The sequence below is a fragment of the Dactylosporangium sp. CA-052675 genome, from assembly GCF_050947935.1.
Classification (GTDB): Bacteria; Actinomycetota; Actinomycetes; order Mycobacteriales; family Micromonosporaceae; genus Dactylosporangium.
This window is the reverse complement of record NZ_CP192010.1, coordinates 5,525,198-5,538,691: the sequence shown is the minus strand read 5'-3', so window position 1 is coordinate 5,538,691 and position 13,494 is coordinate 5,525,198. Positions and strand designations below refer to the sequence as shown.

Annotated in this window: 14 protein-coding genes; 6 read left to right on the top strand and 8 right to left on the bottom strand. The window is 75.5% G+C overall.

The features are described from left to right. Positions 1–7 precede the first annotated feature (7 nt). Positions 8–688, bottom strand: a complete 681-nt coding sequence (locus tag ACQP1P_RS25440) for a YoaK family protein (protein ID WP_433073367.1) — start codon at positions 686–688, stop codon at positions 8–10. 315 nt (positions 689–1,003) lie between these two features. On the opposite strand from ACQP1P_RS25440, the gene ACQP1P_RS25435 reads away from it, so the two are divergent. Both ACQP1P_RS25435 and ACQP1P_RS25430 read left to right on the top strand, forming a co-directional pair. Further along, complete coding sequence (locus ACQP1P_RS25435) at positions 1,004–2,026, top strand: zinc-dependent alcohol dehydrogenase family protein (RefSeq protein WP_433073364.1); 1,023 nt, start codon at positions 1,004–1,006, stop codon at positions 2,024–2,026. Positions 2,027–2,037: 11 nt separating this feature from the next. Next, positions 2,038–2,430, top strand: coding sequence for a (R)-mandelonitrile lyase (locus ACQP1P_RS25430; RefSeq protein WP_433073361.1), 393 nt, complete (start codon positions 2,038–2,040; stop codon positions 2,428–2,430). A gap of 102 nt (positions 2,431–2,532) precedes the next feature. Here ACQP1P_RS25430 and ACQP1P_RS25425 read toward each other — a convergent pair whose 3' ends face one another. Both ACQP1P_RS25425 and ACQP1P_RS25420 read right to left on the bottom strand, forming a co-directional pair. Next, positions 2,533–3,084 (bottom strand): hypothetical protein, encoded by a 552-nt coding sequence (locus ACQP1P_RS25425; protein ID WP_433073358.1) that lies wholly within the window; start codon positions 3,082–3,084, stop codon positions 2,533–2,535. A 275-nt stretch (positions 3,085–3,359) separates the two neighbouring features. Then, positions 3,360–4,388: a DNA glycosylase AlkZ-like family protein gene (locus ACQP1P_RS25420; RefSeq protein WP_433073355.1), complete on the bottom strand. Its 1,029-nt coding sequence runs from the start codon at positions 4,386–4,388 to the stop codon at positions 3,360–3,362. Positions 4,389–4,410: 22 nt separating this feature from the next. Here ACQP1P_RS25420 and ACQP1P_RS25415 point away from each other — a divergent pair, with 22 nt between their 5' ends. Both ACQP1P_RS25415 and ACQP1P_RS25410 read left to right on the top strand, forming a co-directional pair. Continuing rightward, positions 4,411–7,308, top strand: a complete 2,898-nt coding sequence (locus ACQP1P_RS25415; protein ID WP_433073352.1) for a tetratricopeptide repeat protein — start codon at positions 4,411–4,413, stop codon at positions 7,306–7,308. Positions 7,309–7,467: 159 nt separating this feature from the next. After that, the gene (locus ACQP1P_RS25410) at positions 7,468–8,349 is read left to right on the top strand and encodes an LLM class flavin-dependent oxidoreductase (protein ID WP_433073349.1); all 882 of its coding nucleotides are present in this window, start codon (positions 7,468–7,470) and stop codon (positions 8,347–8,349) included. On the opposite strand, the gene ACQP1P_RS25405 is transcribed toward ACQP1P_RS25410, so the two are convergent. The 3 genes from ACQP1P_RS25405 to ACQP1P_RS25395 all read right to left on the bottom strand — a co-directional run bounded on the left by ACQP1P_RS25405 (position 8,315) and on the right by ACQP1P_RS25395 (position 11,409). Continuing rightward, positions 8,315–9,235, bottom strand: a complete 921-nt coding sequence (locus ACQP1P_RS25405) for a TerC family protein (protein WP_433073346.1) — start codon at positions 9,233–9,235, stop codon at positions 8,315–8,317. The two genes, ACQP1P_RS25410 and ACQP1P_RS25405, sit on opposite strands and share 35 nt — an antisense overlap. A gap of 369 nt (positions 9,236–9,604) precedes the next feature. Beyond that, entirely contained in the window at positions 9,605–10,264 is a 660-nt protein-coding gene (locus tag ACQP1P_RS25400) for a response regulator (protein WP_433073343.1), read from the bottom strand. Further along, the gene (locus tag ACQP1P_RS25395) at positions 10,261–11,409 is read right to left on the bottom strand and encodes a sensor histidine kinase (protein ID WP_433073341.1); all 1,149 of its coding nucleotides are present in this window, start codon (positions 11,407–11,409) and stop codon (positions 10,261–10,263) included. Before ACQP1P_RS25395 ends, ACQP1P_RS25400 begins: the two co-directional genes overlap by 4 nt. 142 nt (positions 11,410–11,551) lie before the next feature. On the opposite strand from ACQP1P_RS25395, the gene ACQP1P_RS25390 reads away from it, so the two are divergent. Further along, the gene (locus tag ACQP1P_RS25390) at positions 11,552–12,232 is read left to right on the top strand and encodes a hypothetical protein (RefSeq protein WP_433073338.1); all 681 of its coding nucleotides are present in this window, start codon (positions 11,552–11,554) and stop codon (positions 12,230–12,232) included. Between the two features lie 72 nt (positions 12,233–12,304). On the opposite strand, the gene ACQP1P_RS25385 is transcribed toward ACQP1P_RS25390, so the two are convergent. Then, entirely contained in the window at positions 12,305–12,670 is a 366-nt protein-coding gene (locus ACQP1P_RS25385) for a DoxX family protein (protein WP_433073335.1), read from the bottom strand. 107 nt (positions 12,671–12,777) lie between these two features. On the opposite strand from ACQP1P_RS25385, the gene ACQP1P_RS25380 reads away from it, so the two are divergent. Further along, positions 12,778–13,155: a winged helix-turn-helix transcriptional regulator gene (locus tag ACQP1P_RS25380; RefSeq protein WP_433073332.1), complete on the top strand. Its 378-nt coding sequence runs from the start codon at positions 12,778–12,780 to the stop codon at positions 13,153–13,155. Between the two features lie 11 nt (positions 13,156–13,166). Here the strand turns inward: ACQP1P_RS25380 and ACQP1P_RS25375 are convergent, their stop codons facing one another. Further along, positions 13,167–13,409 (bottom strand): hypothetical protein, encoded by a 243-nt coding sequence (locus ACQP1P_RS25375; protein WP_433073329.1) that lies wholly within the window; start codon positions 13,407–13,409, stop codon positions 13,167–13,169. Positions 13,410–13,494: the final 85 nt, after the last annotated feature.

The window sequence follows — 13,494 nt, the reverse complement described above, 5'->3', positions numbered from 1 at the left end:
GGCAGCGTCACCCGCGCGGCTGAGCCCCCGGCCGCCGCGGCCGCACGACCCGCACCTGCGTCGCGACCGCCAGGCCCACCGGCACCAGCTGCAGCAGCGGCACCAGCATCGGGGCGTGCCGGACCAGCAGCATCGCCGCGGCGGCGCCGGCGATGAGGGACACCATGATGCGGGCGCTCGCGGCGACCTGGCCGGGGTGGCGGCCCTGCGCGAGCGTGGCGACCACGCCGGTCAGCGTTCCCGTCATGTACGTCGTGGACAGGCCCTTCACGCCGAAGCGGAGGATCGCGCTGCTCTGGATGCCCAGGGCGACCGCGTCCGCGCCCAGGAGCAGCAGCTGCACGTTGCCGTGCGGGTGGCCTCCGGCGGCCCACCAGCCGGCCGCCATGACGGCCAGGAAGGCCAGCTCCGTCAGCAGGGCCCAGGTCACCGGCCGCGGCCAGGGCGGGTCGTCGTCGCGGGGCTGTCCGGCGATCCTCGTGCCGAGGTACGCGCCGGCCATGTACAGGACAATCGCCAGGCCGGACCGCACGGCCAGGGCGGCGTCGGCCTGGGGCAAGGCGATGCCGAGCAGGATCATGTTCCCGGTCATGACGCTGGTGAACGCCCCGCCCAGGACCACGAAGCCGATCGCGTCGATCGCGCCGCTGTTGCCGGCGAGCAGGAGCAGCGCGACGTGCCGCCTCACGATGCCCCCCGCGGTCGATCCGATGATGTGGTGCGAGGAAAAGTATGGGGGACCGCGATCCACTCCCGGCGGACGGACGCGTCGCCGGCTCGCCCGGCGATCGGCAGCGGGGTGGGTTTGCCCGGCGCGGGGCGAGGTAGTCGCGGATCCCGGCGCGCGACCGTCCGTGGCCTCGGCGGCACGACCCGGCCGCGGGGCGGTGGGGTGCCCTGGCGGTACACGTTTCGCCAGTGACTCCCCGCCGGCCGCCGGATCGGGTTGGCTGGGTGTGGCGGCCACGGTCACCGCTGCACCGAACCGGAAGGAGCCACCTCCATGCGAGGAGCCATGCTGTACGCGCCCCGGGACGTCCGCGTCGAGGAGCGCGAGGATCCCCGGATCGCCGAGCCGACCGATGCGATCATCAGGCTGTCCGCCAGCTGCGTCTGCGGCTCCGACCTGTGGCCGTACCGCGGGATCGAACAGGTCGACGGGCCGGCGCCGATGGGGCACGAGTACGTCGGCGTCGTCGAGGAGGTCGGGGCCGACGTGCGCACGGTGCGGCCCGGGCAGTTCGTGGTCGGCTCGTTCTTCGCCTCGGACAACACCTGCGAGATCTGCCGGGCCGGTTACCAGAGCTCGTGTGTGCACCGGGTCGCCATCGGCGGCATCGGCGCGCAGGCGCAGTACCTGCGGGTCCCGCTCGCCGACGGCACCCTCGTGGCCACCCCCGACACCCCCGCCCGCGACCTGATCCCCGGCCTGCTCGCCGCGTCGGACGTCCTCGGCACCGGCTGGTTCGCCGCCGTGGCCGCCCAGGTCGAGCCGGGCCGGAGCGTCGCGGTCGTCGGCGACGGCGCCGTGGGCCTGCTTGGCGTGCTCGCGGCGCAGCAGCTCGGCGCCGAGCGGATCATCGCCATGAGCCGGCACGCCGACCGGCAGCAGATCGCCCTCGCCTACGGCGCCACGGACGTCGTCACCGAGCGCGGCGACGAGGGCGTCGCCCGGATCAAGGACCTCACCGGCGGCCTCGGCGCGCACTCGGTCATCGAGGCGGTCGGCACCCAGGAGTCGATGATGCAGGCGATCCGTGCCACCCGTCCGGGCGGGCACGTCGGCTACGTCGGCGTCGCCCACGACGTCGCCCTGCCCGGCGAGGAGCTGTTCTTCTCCCACGTCCACCTGCACGGCGGCCCGGCACCCGTGCGCCGCTTCCTGCCCGAGCTGATCGACCTGATTCTCGGGCGGGCCATCGACCCGGGCCGGGTGTTCGACCTCACGCTGCCGCTTGAGCAGGCCGCCGAGGGGTACCGGGCGATGGACGAGCGCCGGGCGATCAAGGTGCTGTTGCAGCCGTGAAGGAGCAGAACATGATCACCAGGGGACCGCAGCCGTCGACCCCGGGACCCGCCGAGTCCTTCACCGGCGAGGTGCGGGTCCAGCCGCTGTTCGGGGCGGAGGACGCCGCGCCCTACACGGGTGCGGCCGTGACCTTCTCGCCGGGCGCCCGGACCGCCTGGCACGTCCACCCGGGCGGGCAACGCCTCGTCGTCACCGACGGCGTGGGCCGCACCCAGCAGTGGGGCGGTCCGGTCGAGGAGTTGCGGGCCGGGGACGTGGTGTGGTGCCCGCCGGGCGTCAAGCACTGGCACGGCGCCGGCCCGCACGGCCCGATGACGCACCTGGCGCTCACCGGCGTGCGGGACGGGCAGGTCGTCGAATGGCTCGAACACGTCACCGACGAGGAGTACGGCGCGGTCTGAACCCGCACCGGCCCGGTGGGAGCGGTCCGAATTTTGTAATCTGTAAGCGATTAGGCCGGGGGCGCCGGGCCGGTGCCACCGACGCGGGCGTGAGGGGCCGCGTCAGGGTCCGCTCGTGAGGCCGAACGTGCGGATCTCGCCCATCACGTCGAGGACGACCTCGCCGGCGTCGACGCGGTACGACCACGGCGGCTCCACCGGCGCGGACCCCAGCTTCTCGCCGTCGGTCGTCCACGCGCCCAGCTCCAGCTCGGCCGACATCAGGGCCACCCGCCCGTGCCGCCGCCACTGCCAGAAGCCGAGCGCGGCCTCGTCCTCCCACTGCCGCCGCCAGGTGCCCGAGCGCGCCTCGTACGCGAGCAGCCGCGTCCCGGCGCCGACGAAGACCTGCCGCCGCTTCGGCACCAGCAGCACGCCGGGCGGGAAGCCGGGCCCGGCGGGGGAGTACCGCTGCGTGACCACGAGCCCGGGCCAGTCGTGCGTGCCGTCCCCGACCGCGGCGAAGACGAACCCGTCCGCCTCATCGCCGGGGAAGTCCTCGACGAGCTCGGCGTGGCGGCGGTACAGCCCCAGCATCGCCGGCGGCGCCGCTGCCACGGCCACGCGCAGGTCCCCGGACACGATCTCGACCAGTCCCTCGGATGCGGCGCTCACCGGCAGATCATGCCTGGTCGCGGCGCCCGGGGACGGCTGGTGAGAGCTGATCCACACCCGCCGGCCCCGATGCCGGCCCCGCCGCGGGGCCGCGAGCGTGCCAAAGGCCGGACGTGGCCCGCGCGCGCCGCGAGGTCCATGCCGGCGTTCAGCACGGGACCGAGCCGAACTCCGCCGCCGGAGCCGCGGCGGTGCTCGGTGAGGATGCGGCGGATCGCGGCCCGCTCGGCGTCGATCGCCGGCCGCTGGCGCAGGGCGAGGAACTCGCCCGCGGTTCAGGCCAGGTCGAGCCGCAGCCACGCCGCGAGGTCCGCGATCTCGGCCCGCACCGCGGCGGCCAGGCGCTTGGGGAACGGCGCGTCCTCGTGCACCGCGTCCACCCGCAGGACCCCGGCGCAGTGGTCGGCGGCCGCGTCGAGCTTGCCGACGAGCCGGTCGCCGTGCAGGATCGGCAGCGCCCAGTAGCCGAAGCGGCGCTTCGCGGCCGGCTTGAACATCTCCAGCTGGTAGTCGAACTCGAACAGCTCGGTCATGCGCCTGCGGTCGTAGACCAGGCGGTCCAGGGGCGAGAGCAGGGCGGTACGGCCGGAAAATCGGGAATCCAGCACCGCCGGGTCCACGCGCCACTCGCCCCTGACCCCGTCGACGACGGCCGGCTCGCCCGCCGAACCGCCGCGGGCGATGCCGAGCGAGCGCAGCCGGCGCACGTCGCGCTCGTGCCGCGCCTCCTGCAGCGACGGGACCTCCACGTCCGGGTACACCCGCTCCGCGAGGTCGTACAGGCGCGGCCCGGCCACGGCCACCTCGCCGCGCTGGATGAGCGCGTCCAGCATCCGGTTCACGTTGCGGTTGTTGTTCCAGCCGGACGAGCGCCACCGCACCACGCAGGTGTCCGGCAGCGCCCGGGCCGGCAGCGGGCCGTCGGCGCGCAGCCGGGCCAGGATGTCGAGCCGGCAGCCGGTGTTCGCCTCCACCCAGACGCTCAGCCCCTCCTGCCAGTCGTGCACCGGCCAGGCGTCCATCTCCGCGCGGAACAGCGCGACGTCCTCGGGCACCAGGATCATGCCCTGCAGCTCGATGAGCGCCTGCTCCTCGAGCGCGTCGCGGAGCCACTGCGGGTCGTAGGACGAGCCGAGGCGGCTCCACAGCACGAGATCGGCGCTGCGGGCGACGTAGGACGCCGGGTCGTTCTGCAGCTCCCACAGCGCGCGCACGGTGTCGGACAACCCGGTCGGACGCTCAGCCCCGAGCAGCTGGGCGCGCACCGCGAGACGGCGGGCGTCGGCGCGGGAGAGCGTTATCACGGGCCTACGTTACGGTAGCCGGGTGGAGATCCGCCTGCTCGGCCCGATCGCGCTCACGGCCGAGGGGCGGCCGCTCGACCCCGGCCAGCCGCGGCAGCGGGCCCTGCTCGCGGCCCTGCTCGTCGACGCCGGCCGGGTGGTGCCCGCCGACACGCTGGTCGAGCGGGTCTGGGGCGACCGGCCGCCGGCGCGGGCCCGGCACGCGGTGCAGGTGTACGTCTCCCAGCTGCGCCGCCTGCCCGTGCCGATCGGGCACCGGGCCGGCGGGTACGTCGCCGAGGTCGCCCCGCACGCCGTGGACCTGCACCGGTTCGCCGAGCTGGCCCGCGCCGGGCGGCCCGGCGAGGCGCTCGCGCTGTGGCGCGGCCAGCCGCTCGAGGACGTGGGCGGGCAGTGGGCCGACTCGGTGCGCGCGGCCTGGCACCGCCGCCGCGTCGACGCCGCCGTCGCCTGGGCGCGCACCGGCGCCGACCTGGACGCCCTGGGCGCGCTCGCCGCCGAGTACCCGCTGGTCGAGCCGCTCGCCGCGGCGCTGATGCGGGCCCTGCACGCCGCGGGGCGGGGCGCGGAGGCGCTGGCCCACTACGGGACCGTGCGGGACCGCCTCGCCGACGAGCTCGGGGTGGACCCGGGGCCGGAGCTGCAGGAGGTGTACCGCCGCCTGCTCGCGCCCACGCGGCGGCCCGCCCCGCCGCCGCCGGAGGCGCACCGCCCCGCGCTCCTGCCCACGCGGCAGCCCGCCCAGCTGCCCGCCGACGCGCGCCGGTTCGCCGGACGGGCCGACGTCCTCGCGCGGCTGGACGAGCTCGCGGCGCAGGACGGCGCCGTCGTCGCGCTCTCGGGCACCGCGGGCGTGGGCAAGACGACCCTCGCCGTGCACTGGGCGCACCGCGTCCGGGCCCGGTTCCCGGACGGGCAGCTGTACGTCAACCTCCGCGGCTTCCACCCCAGCGGCGCCCCGCTGCCGGCCGAGGCCGCGCTCGACGGCTTCCTGACCGCGCTGGGCGTGCCGGCCGGTCGCGTGCCCGCCGGCCTCGACGCGCAGTCGGCGCTCTACCGCACCCTGCTCGCCGACCGCAGCATGCTCGTGCTGCTCGACAACGCCCGCGACGCCGAGCACGTGCGCCCGCTGCTGCCCAGCTCGCCGGGGTGCCTCGCGATCGTCACCAGCCGCCACGGCCTCGCCGGGCTCGTCGCCGTCGAGGGCGCCGACCTCGTGCACCTCGACCCGCTCGACGCCGCCGAGGGCCGGGCGCTGCTGGCCCGCCGGCTCGGCGCCGAACGGGTCGAGCGGGAGCGCGCCGCCGCCGACGTGATCGTGCGCCGCTGCGCCGGGCTGCCGCTCGCGCTGGCGATCGTCTCGGCGCGGGCGGCCCGGTCCTCGCTGGAGGACCTCGCGGTGTCGCTCGGCGCCGAGGGGCTGGACGCGCTCAGCGTCGGCGAGCCGGGCGCGGACGTGCGCAGCGTGTTCCGGTGGTCGTACGACCGGCTCGACCCGGCCGCCGCGCGCCTGTTCCGGCTGCTCGGGCTTAACCCCGGGGCCGACATCGGCGCGGACGCAGCCACGGCGCTGGCCGGGCACTCGGCCGGGCACTCGGCCGGGCACTCAGGCGGGCACTCGGCCGGGCACTCAGCCGGGCACTCGGTCGGGAACCCGGCCGCGGCCGCGCTGCGGGAGCTCGTCGCCGCGAACCTGCTCGCTGAGACGGTGCCGGGGCGGTACGCCTTCCACGACCTCCTGCACGCCTTCGCCGCCGAGCTCGTGCCGGCCGACGAGCGTGAACCGGCCCTGGACCGCCTGTTCGGGCACTACGTCGAGGGTGCCCGCACCGCGACCGCGGACCTGTTCGGCGCCGGCCGTGCCTGGCTCGACCTCGAACGCGCGAACCTCGTGGCGGTGGCCGCCGCGGGGCGCCCCGGGCCGGCGATCGCGCTGGCCGGGCTGCTGCAGCGCTACCTCGACCGGGACCACGCCGCCGGCGCGCTCATCGTGCACACGGCGGCCCGGGACGCCGCCCGGGCCGCGGGCGACACCGCCGCCGAGGCCGCCGCGCTGGACAACGTGGGCGTGGCGCGCCGCCGGGCCGGCGAGTTCGAGGAGGCGGAGCGGCATCACCGGGAGGCGCTGCGGCTGTACCGCGCCGCCGGCGACCGCCGCGGCGAGGGCTGGGCGCGCAGCCGCCTCGGCGTCGTGGTGTGGCGGCTCGGCGACTACCTGGCCGCGCGGGAGCACCACCAGGCCGCCCTGGACCTGTTCCGCGAGACGGGCGACCGCTACGGCGAGGCGGTCCAGCTCACCTACTTCGGCGTCGGGCACCGCATGGCCGGCGAGCTCGACGCCTCGGTCGCCGCCCACCTGGCCGCCCTGGACCTCATGCGCGCCGAGGGCGACCCGAGCGGCGAGGCCGACGTGCTGAACAACCTCGGCATCAGCCACCAGCGGCTCGGCCGGCCCGACGAGTCCCTCGACTGCCACGTGCAGGCGCTGCGGCTGTACCGCTCCGTCGGCGAACGAGCCGGCGAGGCCGACGCGCTCAACAACCTCGGCCTGGCCCTGCGCGAGCTCGGACGGTTCGCCGAGGCCGTCGAGCATCACCGGCAGGCCCTGGCCGTGTGCCGGGCCATCGGCGAGCAGCCCCTGAGCATCGAGGTGCTCAACGGCCTGGGCGCCGCGGCCCGGGCCGCGGGCGACGCCGGCACGGCCCGCGCGAGCCACGCCGAGGCCCTGGACCTGGCCCGCGGCCTCGGTGACCGGCACGAGCAGGCCGTCGCGCACGACGGCCTGGCCGCGCTGTTCTCGGCCGCGGGCGACCACGACCAGGCCGTGCGCCACTGGCGGCACGCCCTGGCCATCTATCAGGACCTCGCACTGCCCGACGCCGAGCGGGTCGCCGCCGCCGTGCAGAACCTGACCTCCTGAACCGGCGTAGGCGTACGCCGGTTCCCCCGTTGCCGACGATCATCGCCGCCCGCCCCTAAGGACCGCTCAAGAAACGCTCAAGGCCGGGCTTGGCAACCGGAACCGGGTTCCGTATGGTTAACGGAACCGGGTTCCGTATGTTGTCGAGGGAGGCCGCCCGTGGTGAGCTTCGGGATCATGACCGCGCCCATGCAGGTCGGGTACGCCGACATCGTGCGCGTCTGGCGGGAGGCCGACGCGGTGGAGCAGATCGAGCACGCGTGGCTGTTCGATCACCTCATACCGATCGGGGGCGATCCCGCCGGGCCGATCTTCGAGGGCTGGACGCTGCTCTCGGCGCTCGCCGCCCAGACCGCCCGGCTGCGCCTCGGGCTGCTCGTCACCAGCAACCGGTTCCGGCCGCCCGCGATGCTCGCGAAGATCGCCGCCACCGTCGACGTCGTGGCCGGCGGGCGGCTCGACTTCGGCATCGGGGTCGGGTCGCGGCCCGGCCATCCCCTCGCGCGGCGCGAGTACGACGGCAACGGGCTGCCGTACCTCGACGCCGCCGACGCCACCGAGCGGCTCGACGAGGCCTGCACGGTGATCCGCCGCCTGTGGACCGAGGACGAGCCGTTCGACTTCGCCGGGCGGCACGTCCGGCTCACGGGCGCGTTCGGCAACCCCAAGCCCGTGCAGCGGCCGCACCCGCCGATCCTCGTCGGCGGCCGGGCCAGGGCGACGCTGCGGCAGGTCGCCAAGCACGCCGACATCTGGAACATCCCCGGCGGCGACCTCGCCGACTGCGTGCGGCGCAGCGCGATGCTGGACGAGTACTGCGCCGAGATCGGCCGCGACCCGGCCGAGATCACGCGCTCGATGCACCTGTCCATCGAGTCCTACGAGCGGCCCGAGCCCACGCGCGAGGCGATCGCGGCGGCCGTCGCGGCCGGGTTCGGCCACATCATCCTCAGTCTGCCCGCGCCCTACCCCGCCGGCGTGGCCCGCTGGGTCGCCGACGAGCTCGTCACCGGCTCGACCGCGCGTCCCGCCGGGACTTGATCAGCGAGGCGACCGTGGTGAGGGTCAGGGTGCCGATGATGACGCCGAGGGAGAGCGGGATGCCGATGTGCGGCGCCCACCGCACCGGATCGCCGCCGTTGACGAAGGGCAGGGAGTTGTCCGCGAGCGCCTCGAGGAACAGCTTCACGCCGATGAAGCCCAGGACCACCGCCAGGCCCAGCGACAGGTAGACGAGGCGGTCGAGGAGGCCACCGATCAGGAAGTACAGCTGCCGCAGCCCCATCAGGGCGAACACGTTGGCGGTGAAGACCAGGTAGGGCTCGGCGGTGAGCCCGAACACGGCCGGGATGGAGTCGAGCGCGAAGATCAGGTCGGTCGTGCCGATCGCGATGAGCACCACGAGGGACGGCCCGATGACGCGGCGCGACCAGCGCACCAGCGGGTTCTCCTGGAACCCCTCGCCGTCGGGCTCGCCCTGGGTGGCCATCTTCACCGCGGTGTAGACCAGGAACAGGCTGAAGATGTAGAACACCCACGAGAAGCGGCTGATCGCGGCCGCCCCGGCGGCGATGAACGCGCCGCGCAGCACGAGCGCGAGCACGATGCCGACCATGAGCACGCGCTGCTGCTGCGCCCGCGGCACCCGGAACCGGCCGAGGATGATCACGAAGACGATGAGGTTGTCGGCCGACAGGCTGTACTCCGTCAGCCAGCCCGCGTAGAACGCCCCGCCCGCGTCGCGCCCCCACATCGACAGCACGAACAGGCCGAAGGCCAGGGCGAGCAGGACATAGACGCTGACCCACGCGGCCGACTCGCGCATCGACGGCTCATGGGGCCGCCGGCCGACGATGGCGAGATCGATCAGCAGCATCACGCCCACGCCGGCCAGCGTCGCGGCCCAGACCCAGGCGGAGACGGTCACGACCGACCACCTTACCGGGCGGGGCCTGTCGGGGTCGGTAAGCCTGCGGGAACACCTCGGCGCGTGGCTCGTGCCGGTGCGCATGGGCACGGCCTCGATCGCCACGCGGGCCGTGGTGGCGCTCGTGACCGGCGTGCTCCGGGCCGCGATCCTGCCGTTTGGGCTCGGCATGGCGCTGCTCGCGGTGCGCGACGGGCCGCGGGCCGCTGTTCGACGCGCACCCGCCGAACGGCCTGCGGTCGCGGGCCGTGGAGGCGCTGGGCGGCGAGTCGGTCGCGCTCGTCGTGCCGCCGGAGCGCAAGGGGCGCATCGACGCGGAGCCGGCCGAGGCCAGTGCGCGCTCGGCCCGCACCCTCGAGCTGCTCCGGCTCAGCCCCCGGGCCGCACCAGGCCGCACTCGTAGGCGAACACGACGGCCTGCACGCGGTCGCGGAGCCCGAGCTTGGCCAGCATCCGGGTGACGTGCGTCTTCACCGTGGGCTCGCTGAGGTACAGCCGCGCCCCGATCTCGGCGTTGGAGCGCCCCCGCGCGATCAGCCCGAGCACCTCCAGCTCGCGCGGGGTGAGCGTCTCGAGGCCGGCGGGCCGCCCGGCGCCCGGCCGCGGCCGCCGCACGTACTCCTCGATCATCCGCCGCGTGATCTCGGGCGCCAGCAGCGCGTCGCCCGCCGCGACGGTCCGCACCGCCCCGGCCAGCTCCCGCGGCGGCGCGCTCTTGAGCAGGAAGCCGCTCGCCCCGGCCCGCAGCGCCTGGTACACGTACTCGTCCTCGTCGAACGTGGTGAGCATGAGCACCCGGGCCCGGCTGCGCCCGCCCGCGAGCAGGCGCCGGGTGGCCTCGATGCCGTCCAGCCGGGGCATGCGGATGTCCATGAGGATCACGTCGGGTGCCAGCGTGAGGGCCAGCGACACCGCCTCGGCCCCGTCGGCCGCCTCGCCGGCCACCTCGATGTCGTCCTGCCCGTCGAGGATCGAGCGGAAGCCGCCCCGCACGAGGGCCTGGTCGTCGGCGAGCAGCACGCGGATCACCGGGGTACCGCCGGCAGCGGCAGCCGTGCGCAGACCGTGAACCCGGCCCCGGGCTCGGCCGCCGTCTCCAGCGAGCCGCCGTAGAGCCCGACGCGCTCGCGCATCCCGATCAGCCCGTGCCCGACCCGGTTCAACGGCGCGGCGGCGGTGCCGCCCGCGCGTCCGGCGTCGTGGACGCGCACCTGCACGCCCTGCTCGTCGTAGCGCAGCAGCACCCTGGCGGTGGTCGGCGCGGCGTGCTTGAGGGCGTTGGTGAGCGCCTCCTGCACGATGCGGTACACAGTCAGCTCCACCCCCGGCGGCAGCGCCCGCGGCTCGCCCTCCACCACGAGCTCGACCGGCAGCCCGATGCCCGCCATGTGCTCGACGAGCGCGGCCAGGTCGCCGGTGCCGGGCTGCGGCGCGAGCGCGAGGCGGGCCCGTTCGCCGCGCAGCAGCCCGAGCATCCGCCCGAGCTCGGCGACCGCCTCCTGCCCCGACTCCTGCACCGAGCGCAGCGGCGCCCGCGCGCGGGGCGGGTCGCGGTCGAGCAGGTCCTCGGCCGCGCCCGCCTGCACCACCATCACGCTCACGCAGTGGGCCACGATGTCGTGCAGTTCGCGGGCGATGCGGGCGCGCTCGTCGGCCACCGCGGCCGCGATCGCCGCGTCCCGCTCGGCCTCGAGCCGCGCCGCGCGGGCGCGGTCGTCGGAGTGGCTGCGCGCCCGGGCCCGCAGGACCCGCCCGGCGACCAGGCAGGCCACCAGCGGGACGGCCACGAACGGGATGTTGCCCGCCGTCCCCGACTCCGGGTTGCGCACGAACACGACCGCCAGCCCGGCGACGATCGCGCCGCCGCCGGCGAGGGCCCGGGCCCGGTCGGCGTGCCGGGCGACCGAGTAGGCCCCGACCAGGATCGGCAGGAAGTCACCCCAGATCGTGACGGTCAGCGGCGCCGCGAGCATCGGCCCGCCGACCGCGACCGCGACGGTGACCGCGGTGCCCAGGGGCGCGACCCGCCGCAGCGCGAGCACCGCGGTGGCCACCAGGGTCACGGCGACGACGACCGGCCGCGGGCCGTAGGGCGTCGAGTTGTCGAGCCCGAGCGCGAGGTCGACCTGCGCGAACGCCGTGACCACGAGCGCGAGCAGCGCATCGGACAGCACACCGGCACCGTATCGGCGGCGGCGGCCCGCACACGTCATCCGCAGGTCGCAATTCCCGGCCCGGCTCCGCGACCCGCGGACGACGACGCCGGCGGCCGCCGCACCCGACGCTGGGGGCCGACCCGAAACCCTGGAGGACACCATGACCCTGGACCTGAGGCGCCCGGCCGGGTGGGCGCTCGTCGCCGGCCCGATCGTCGCGCTGCTCGGCTACCTGGCCGCCAACCTGCTCGCGCCGGGCACCGGCGAGGAGGTGTACCGCTATCACCTCTGGCCCCTGTTCGAGGGGATCGCGCTCGCCGGTGACGTCGTCGTCGCGCTCGGGCTGCCGGTGCTGCTCACGTTCGCCGGCCGGGCGTCGCGGCTGCACCTCGCCGGCTACGTCGGCATCTTCGCGGCCCTGGTGATGCTCAACGTGGGCGAGGGCACGACGGAGGCGTTCGTCAAGCCGTACCTCGTCGCGCACGGCGGCCTGCCCGCGCAGGAGCCGGCCGGGTTCGCCGCGTTCGAGGGCGTCGCCCTGCTGGCCCTCGTCGCCGGCTCGCTGTGCCTCGGCATCGCGATCCTGCGCGCCCGCGTCCTGCCCTGGTGGATCGGCGTGGCGGTGATCGTCTCGTGCGTGCTCGGCGCGCTGGGCCTGCCCGGCGCCTGGTTCCTGCTGCCCGACGGGCTCTTCTTCGCCGCCCTGTTCGCGATCGGGCTCATCGCCGTGCGCGGCGGCGCGCGGGGTGGCGGCGCGGCCGATGCGGTCGCGCCGGAGGGTGCACCCTCCGCCGTGCGTCGCGGCGCACGGGGCGACAACGCGGCCGACGCGGTCGTGTAGGAGGGCGCGCTCATCGCCCGTGCGCGGCGGCGCACGGGGCGGCGGCGCGCGATGACGGCCCTGGATCGACGGCTACAGCCAGACCGTGCCGAGCCAGACGGCCACGCCCGCGGCGACCAGCAGCCCGATGTTGAGCCCGATCAGCCGGGCCTCGCCGCGGGACACGTGCGTCACGATGCCGCCGACCTGGATCAGCACCAGCCCGGCCGCCGCGGCGACCGCGAGCCCCGGTGCGATCCCGGTCAGCGGCGGCAGGATCAGCCCGAGCGCGCCGGCGACCTCCAGCGCGCCGATGGTGCGCACGAGCGGCATCGGGATGGTGTCGACCCAGCCCATCATCGGCCGGAGCCGCTCCTTGCTCTGCGCGGCCTTCTTGCCGCCGGCGTACAGGTAGAACAGCGCGAGCAGTCCGCCGACGATCCAGTATGCGAGCTCCATGACGGCCTCCACCAGGATGGTTCCTGTTCGTAAGGGACCCCATGATGCGTCAGTATCGGAGGGCGTACAAAAGGCACACGCGTGTGCGTGAGGCACAAGGAGCTGTCATGGACGAGTACTTCCACCCGTGCATGATCCGCGGCGACGGCGGCCGCGCGATCCGCGCCATCCTGGACCACATCTGCAACAAGTGGACGCTGCTCGTGGTGGCGACCCTCGACCAGGACACGCTGCGCTTCACCGACCTGCACCAGCAGATCCCGGGCATCTCCCAGCGCATGCTCACGCTGACCCTGCGCCACCTGGAGCGCGACGGGCTGGTCACGCGCGTGGTGCACGCGCAGGTGCCGCCGCGGGTGGAGTACACGCTGACCGCCATGGGCCGCAGCCTGCTGCCGCCGGCCCTCGCGCTCGCCGGCTGGGCGATGCGGCACGTCCCGCAGATCGAGGCCAGCCGCGCCGCCTACGAGCACCGGTCCGGCTGACCCGGCGTCCGCTACCCGAGGGCGGCGGTGAGGTCGGCCTCGACCAGGTGCCCGCGGTAGCCGAGGGCGGCGGTGAGGTCGGCCTCGACCAGCTGCCCGCGGTAGCCGAGGGCGGCGGTGAGGTCGGCCTCGACCAGCTGCCCGCGGTAGCCGAGGGCGGCGGTGAGGTCGCCCTCGACCAGCTGCCCGCGGTAGCCGAGGGCGGCGGTGAGGTCGCCCTCGACCAGCTGCCCGCGGTAGCCGAGGGCGGCCACCCCCAGCAGCGTGCTCGCCGACGTGAAGGCGGGGCCCCGCGGCGAGTCGTTCAGCCGCCGCCAGGACCTCGCTGTCGTCGCTGAC

Coding starts and splice junctions, on each gene's coding strand:
- ACQP1P_RS25385 (WP_433073335.1), bottom strand. CDS start 12,670: ATGGAGCTCGCATACTGGATCGTCGGCGGACTGCTCGCGCTGTTCTAC.
- ACQP1P_RS25430 (WP_433073361.1), top strand. CDS start 2,038: ATGATCACCAGGGGACCGCAGCCGTCGACCCCGGGACCCGCCGAGTCC.
- ACQP1P_RS25390 (WP_433073338.1), top strand. CDS start 11,552: ATGACCCTGGACCTGAGGCGCCCGGCCGGGTGGGCGCTCGTCGCCGGC.
- ACQP1P_RS25380 (WP_433073332.1), top strand. CDS start 12,778: ATGGACGAGTACTTCCACCCGTGCATGATCCGCGGCGACGGCGGCCGC.
- ACQP1P_RS25435 (WP_433073364.1), top strand. CDS start 1,004: ATGCGAGGAGCCATGCTGTACGCGCCCCGGGACGTCCGCGTCGAGGAG.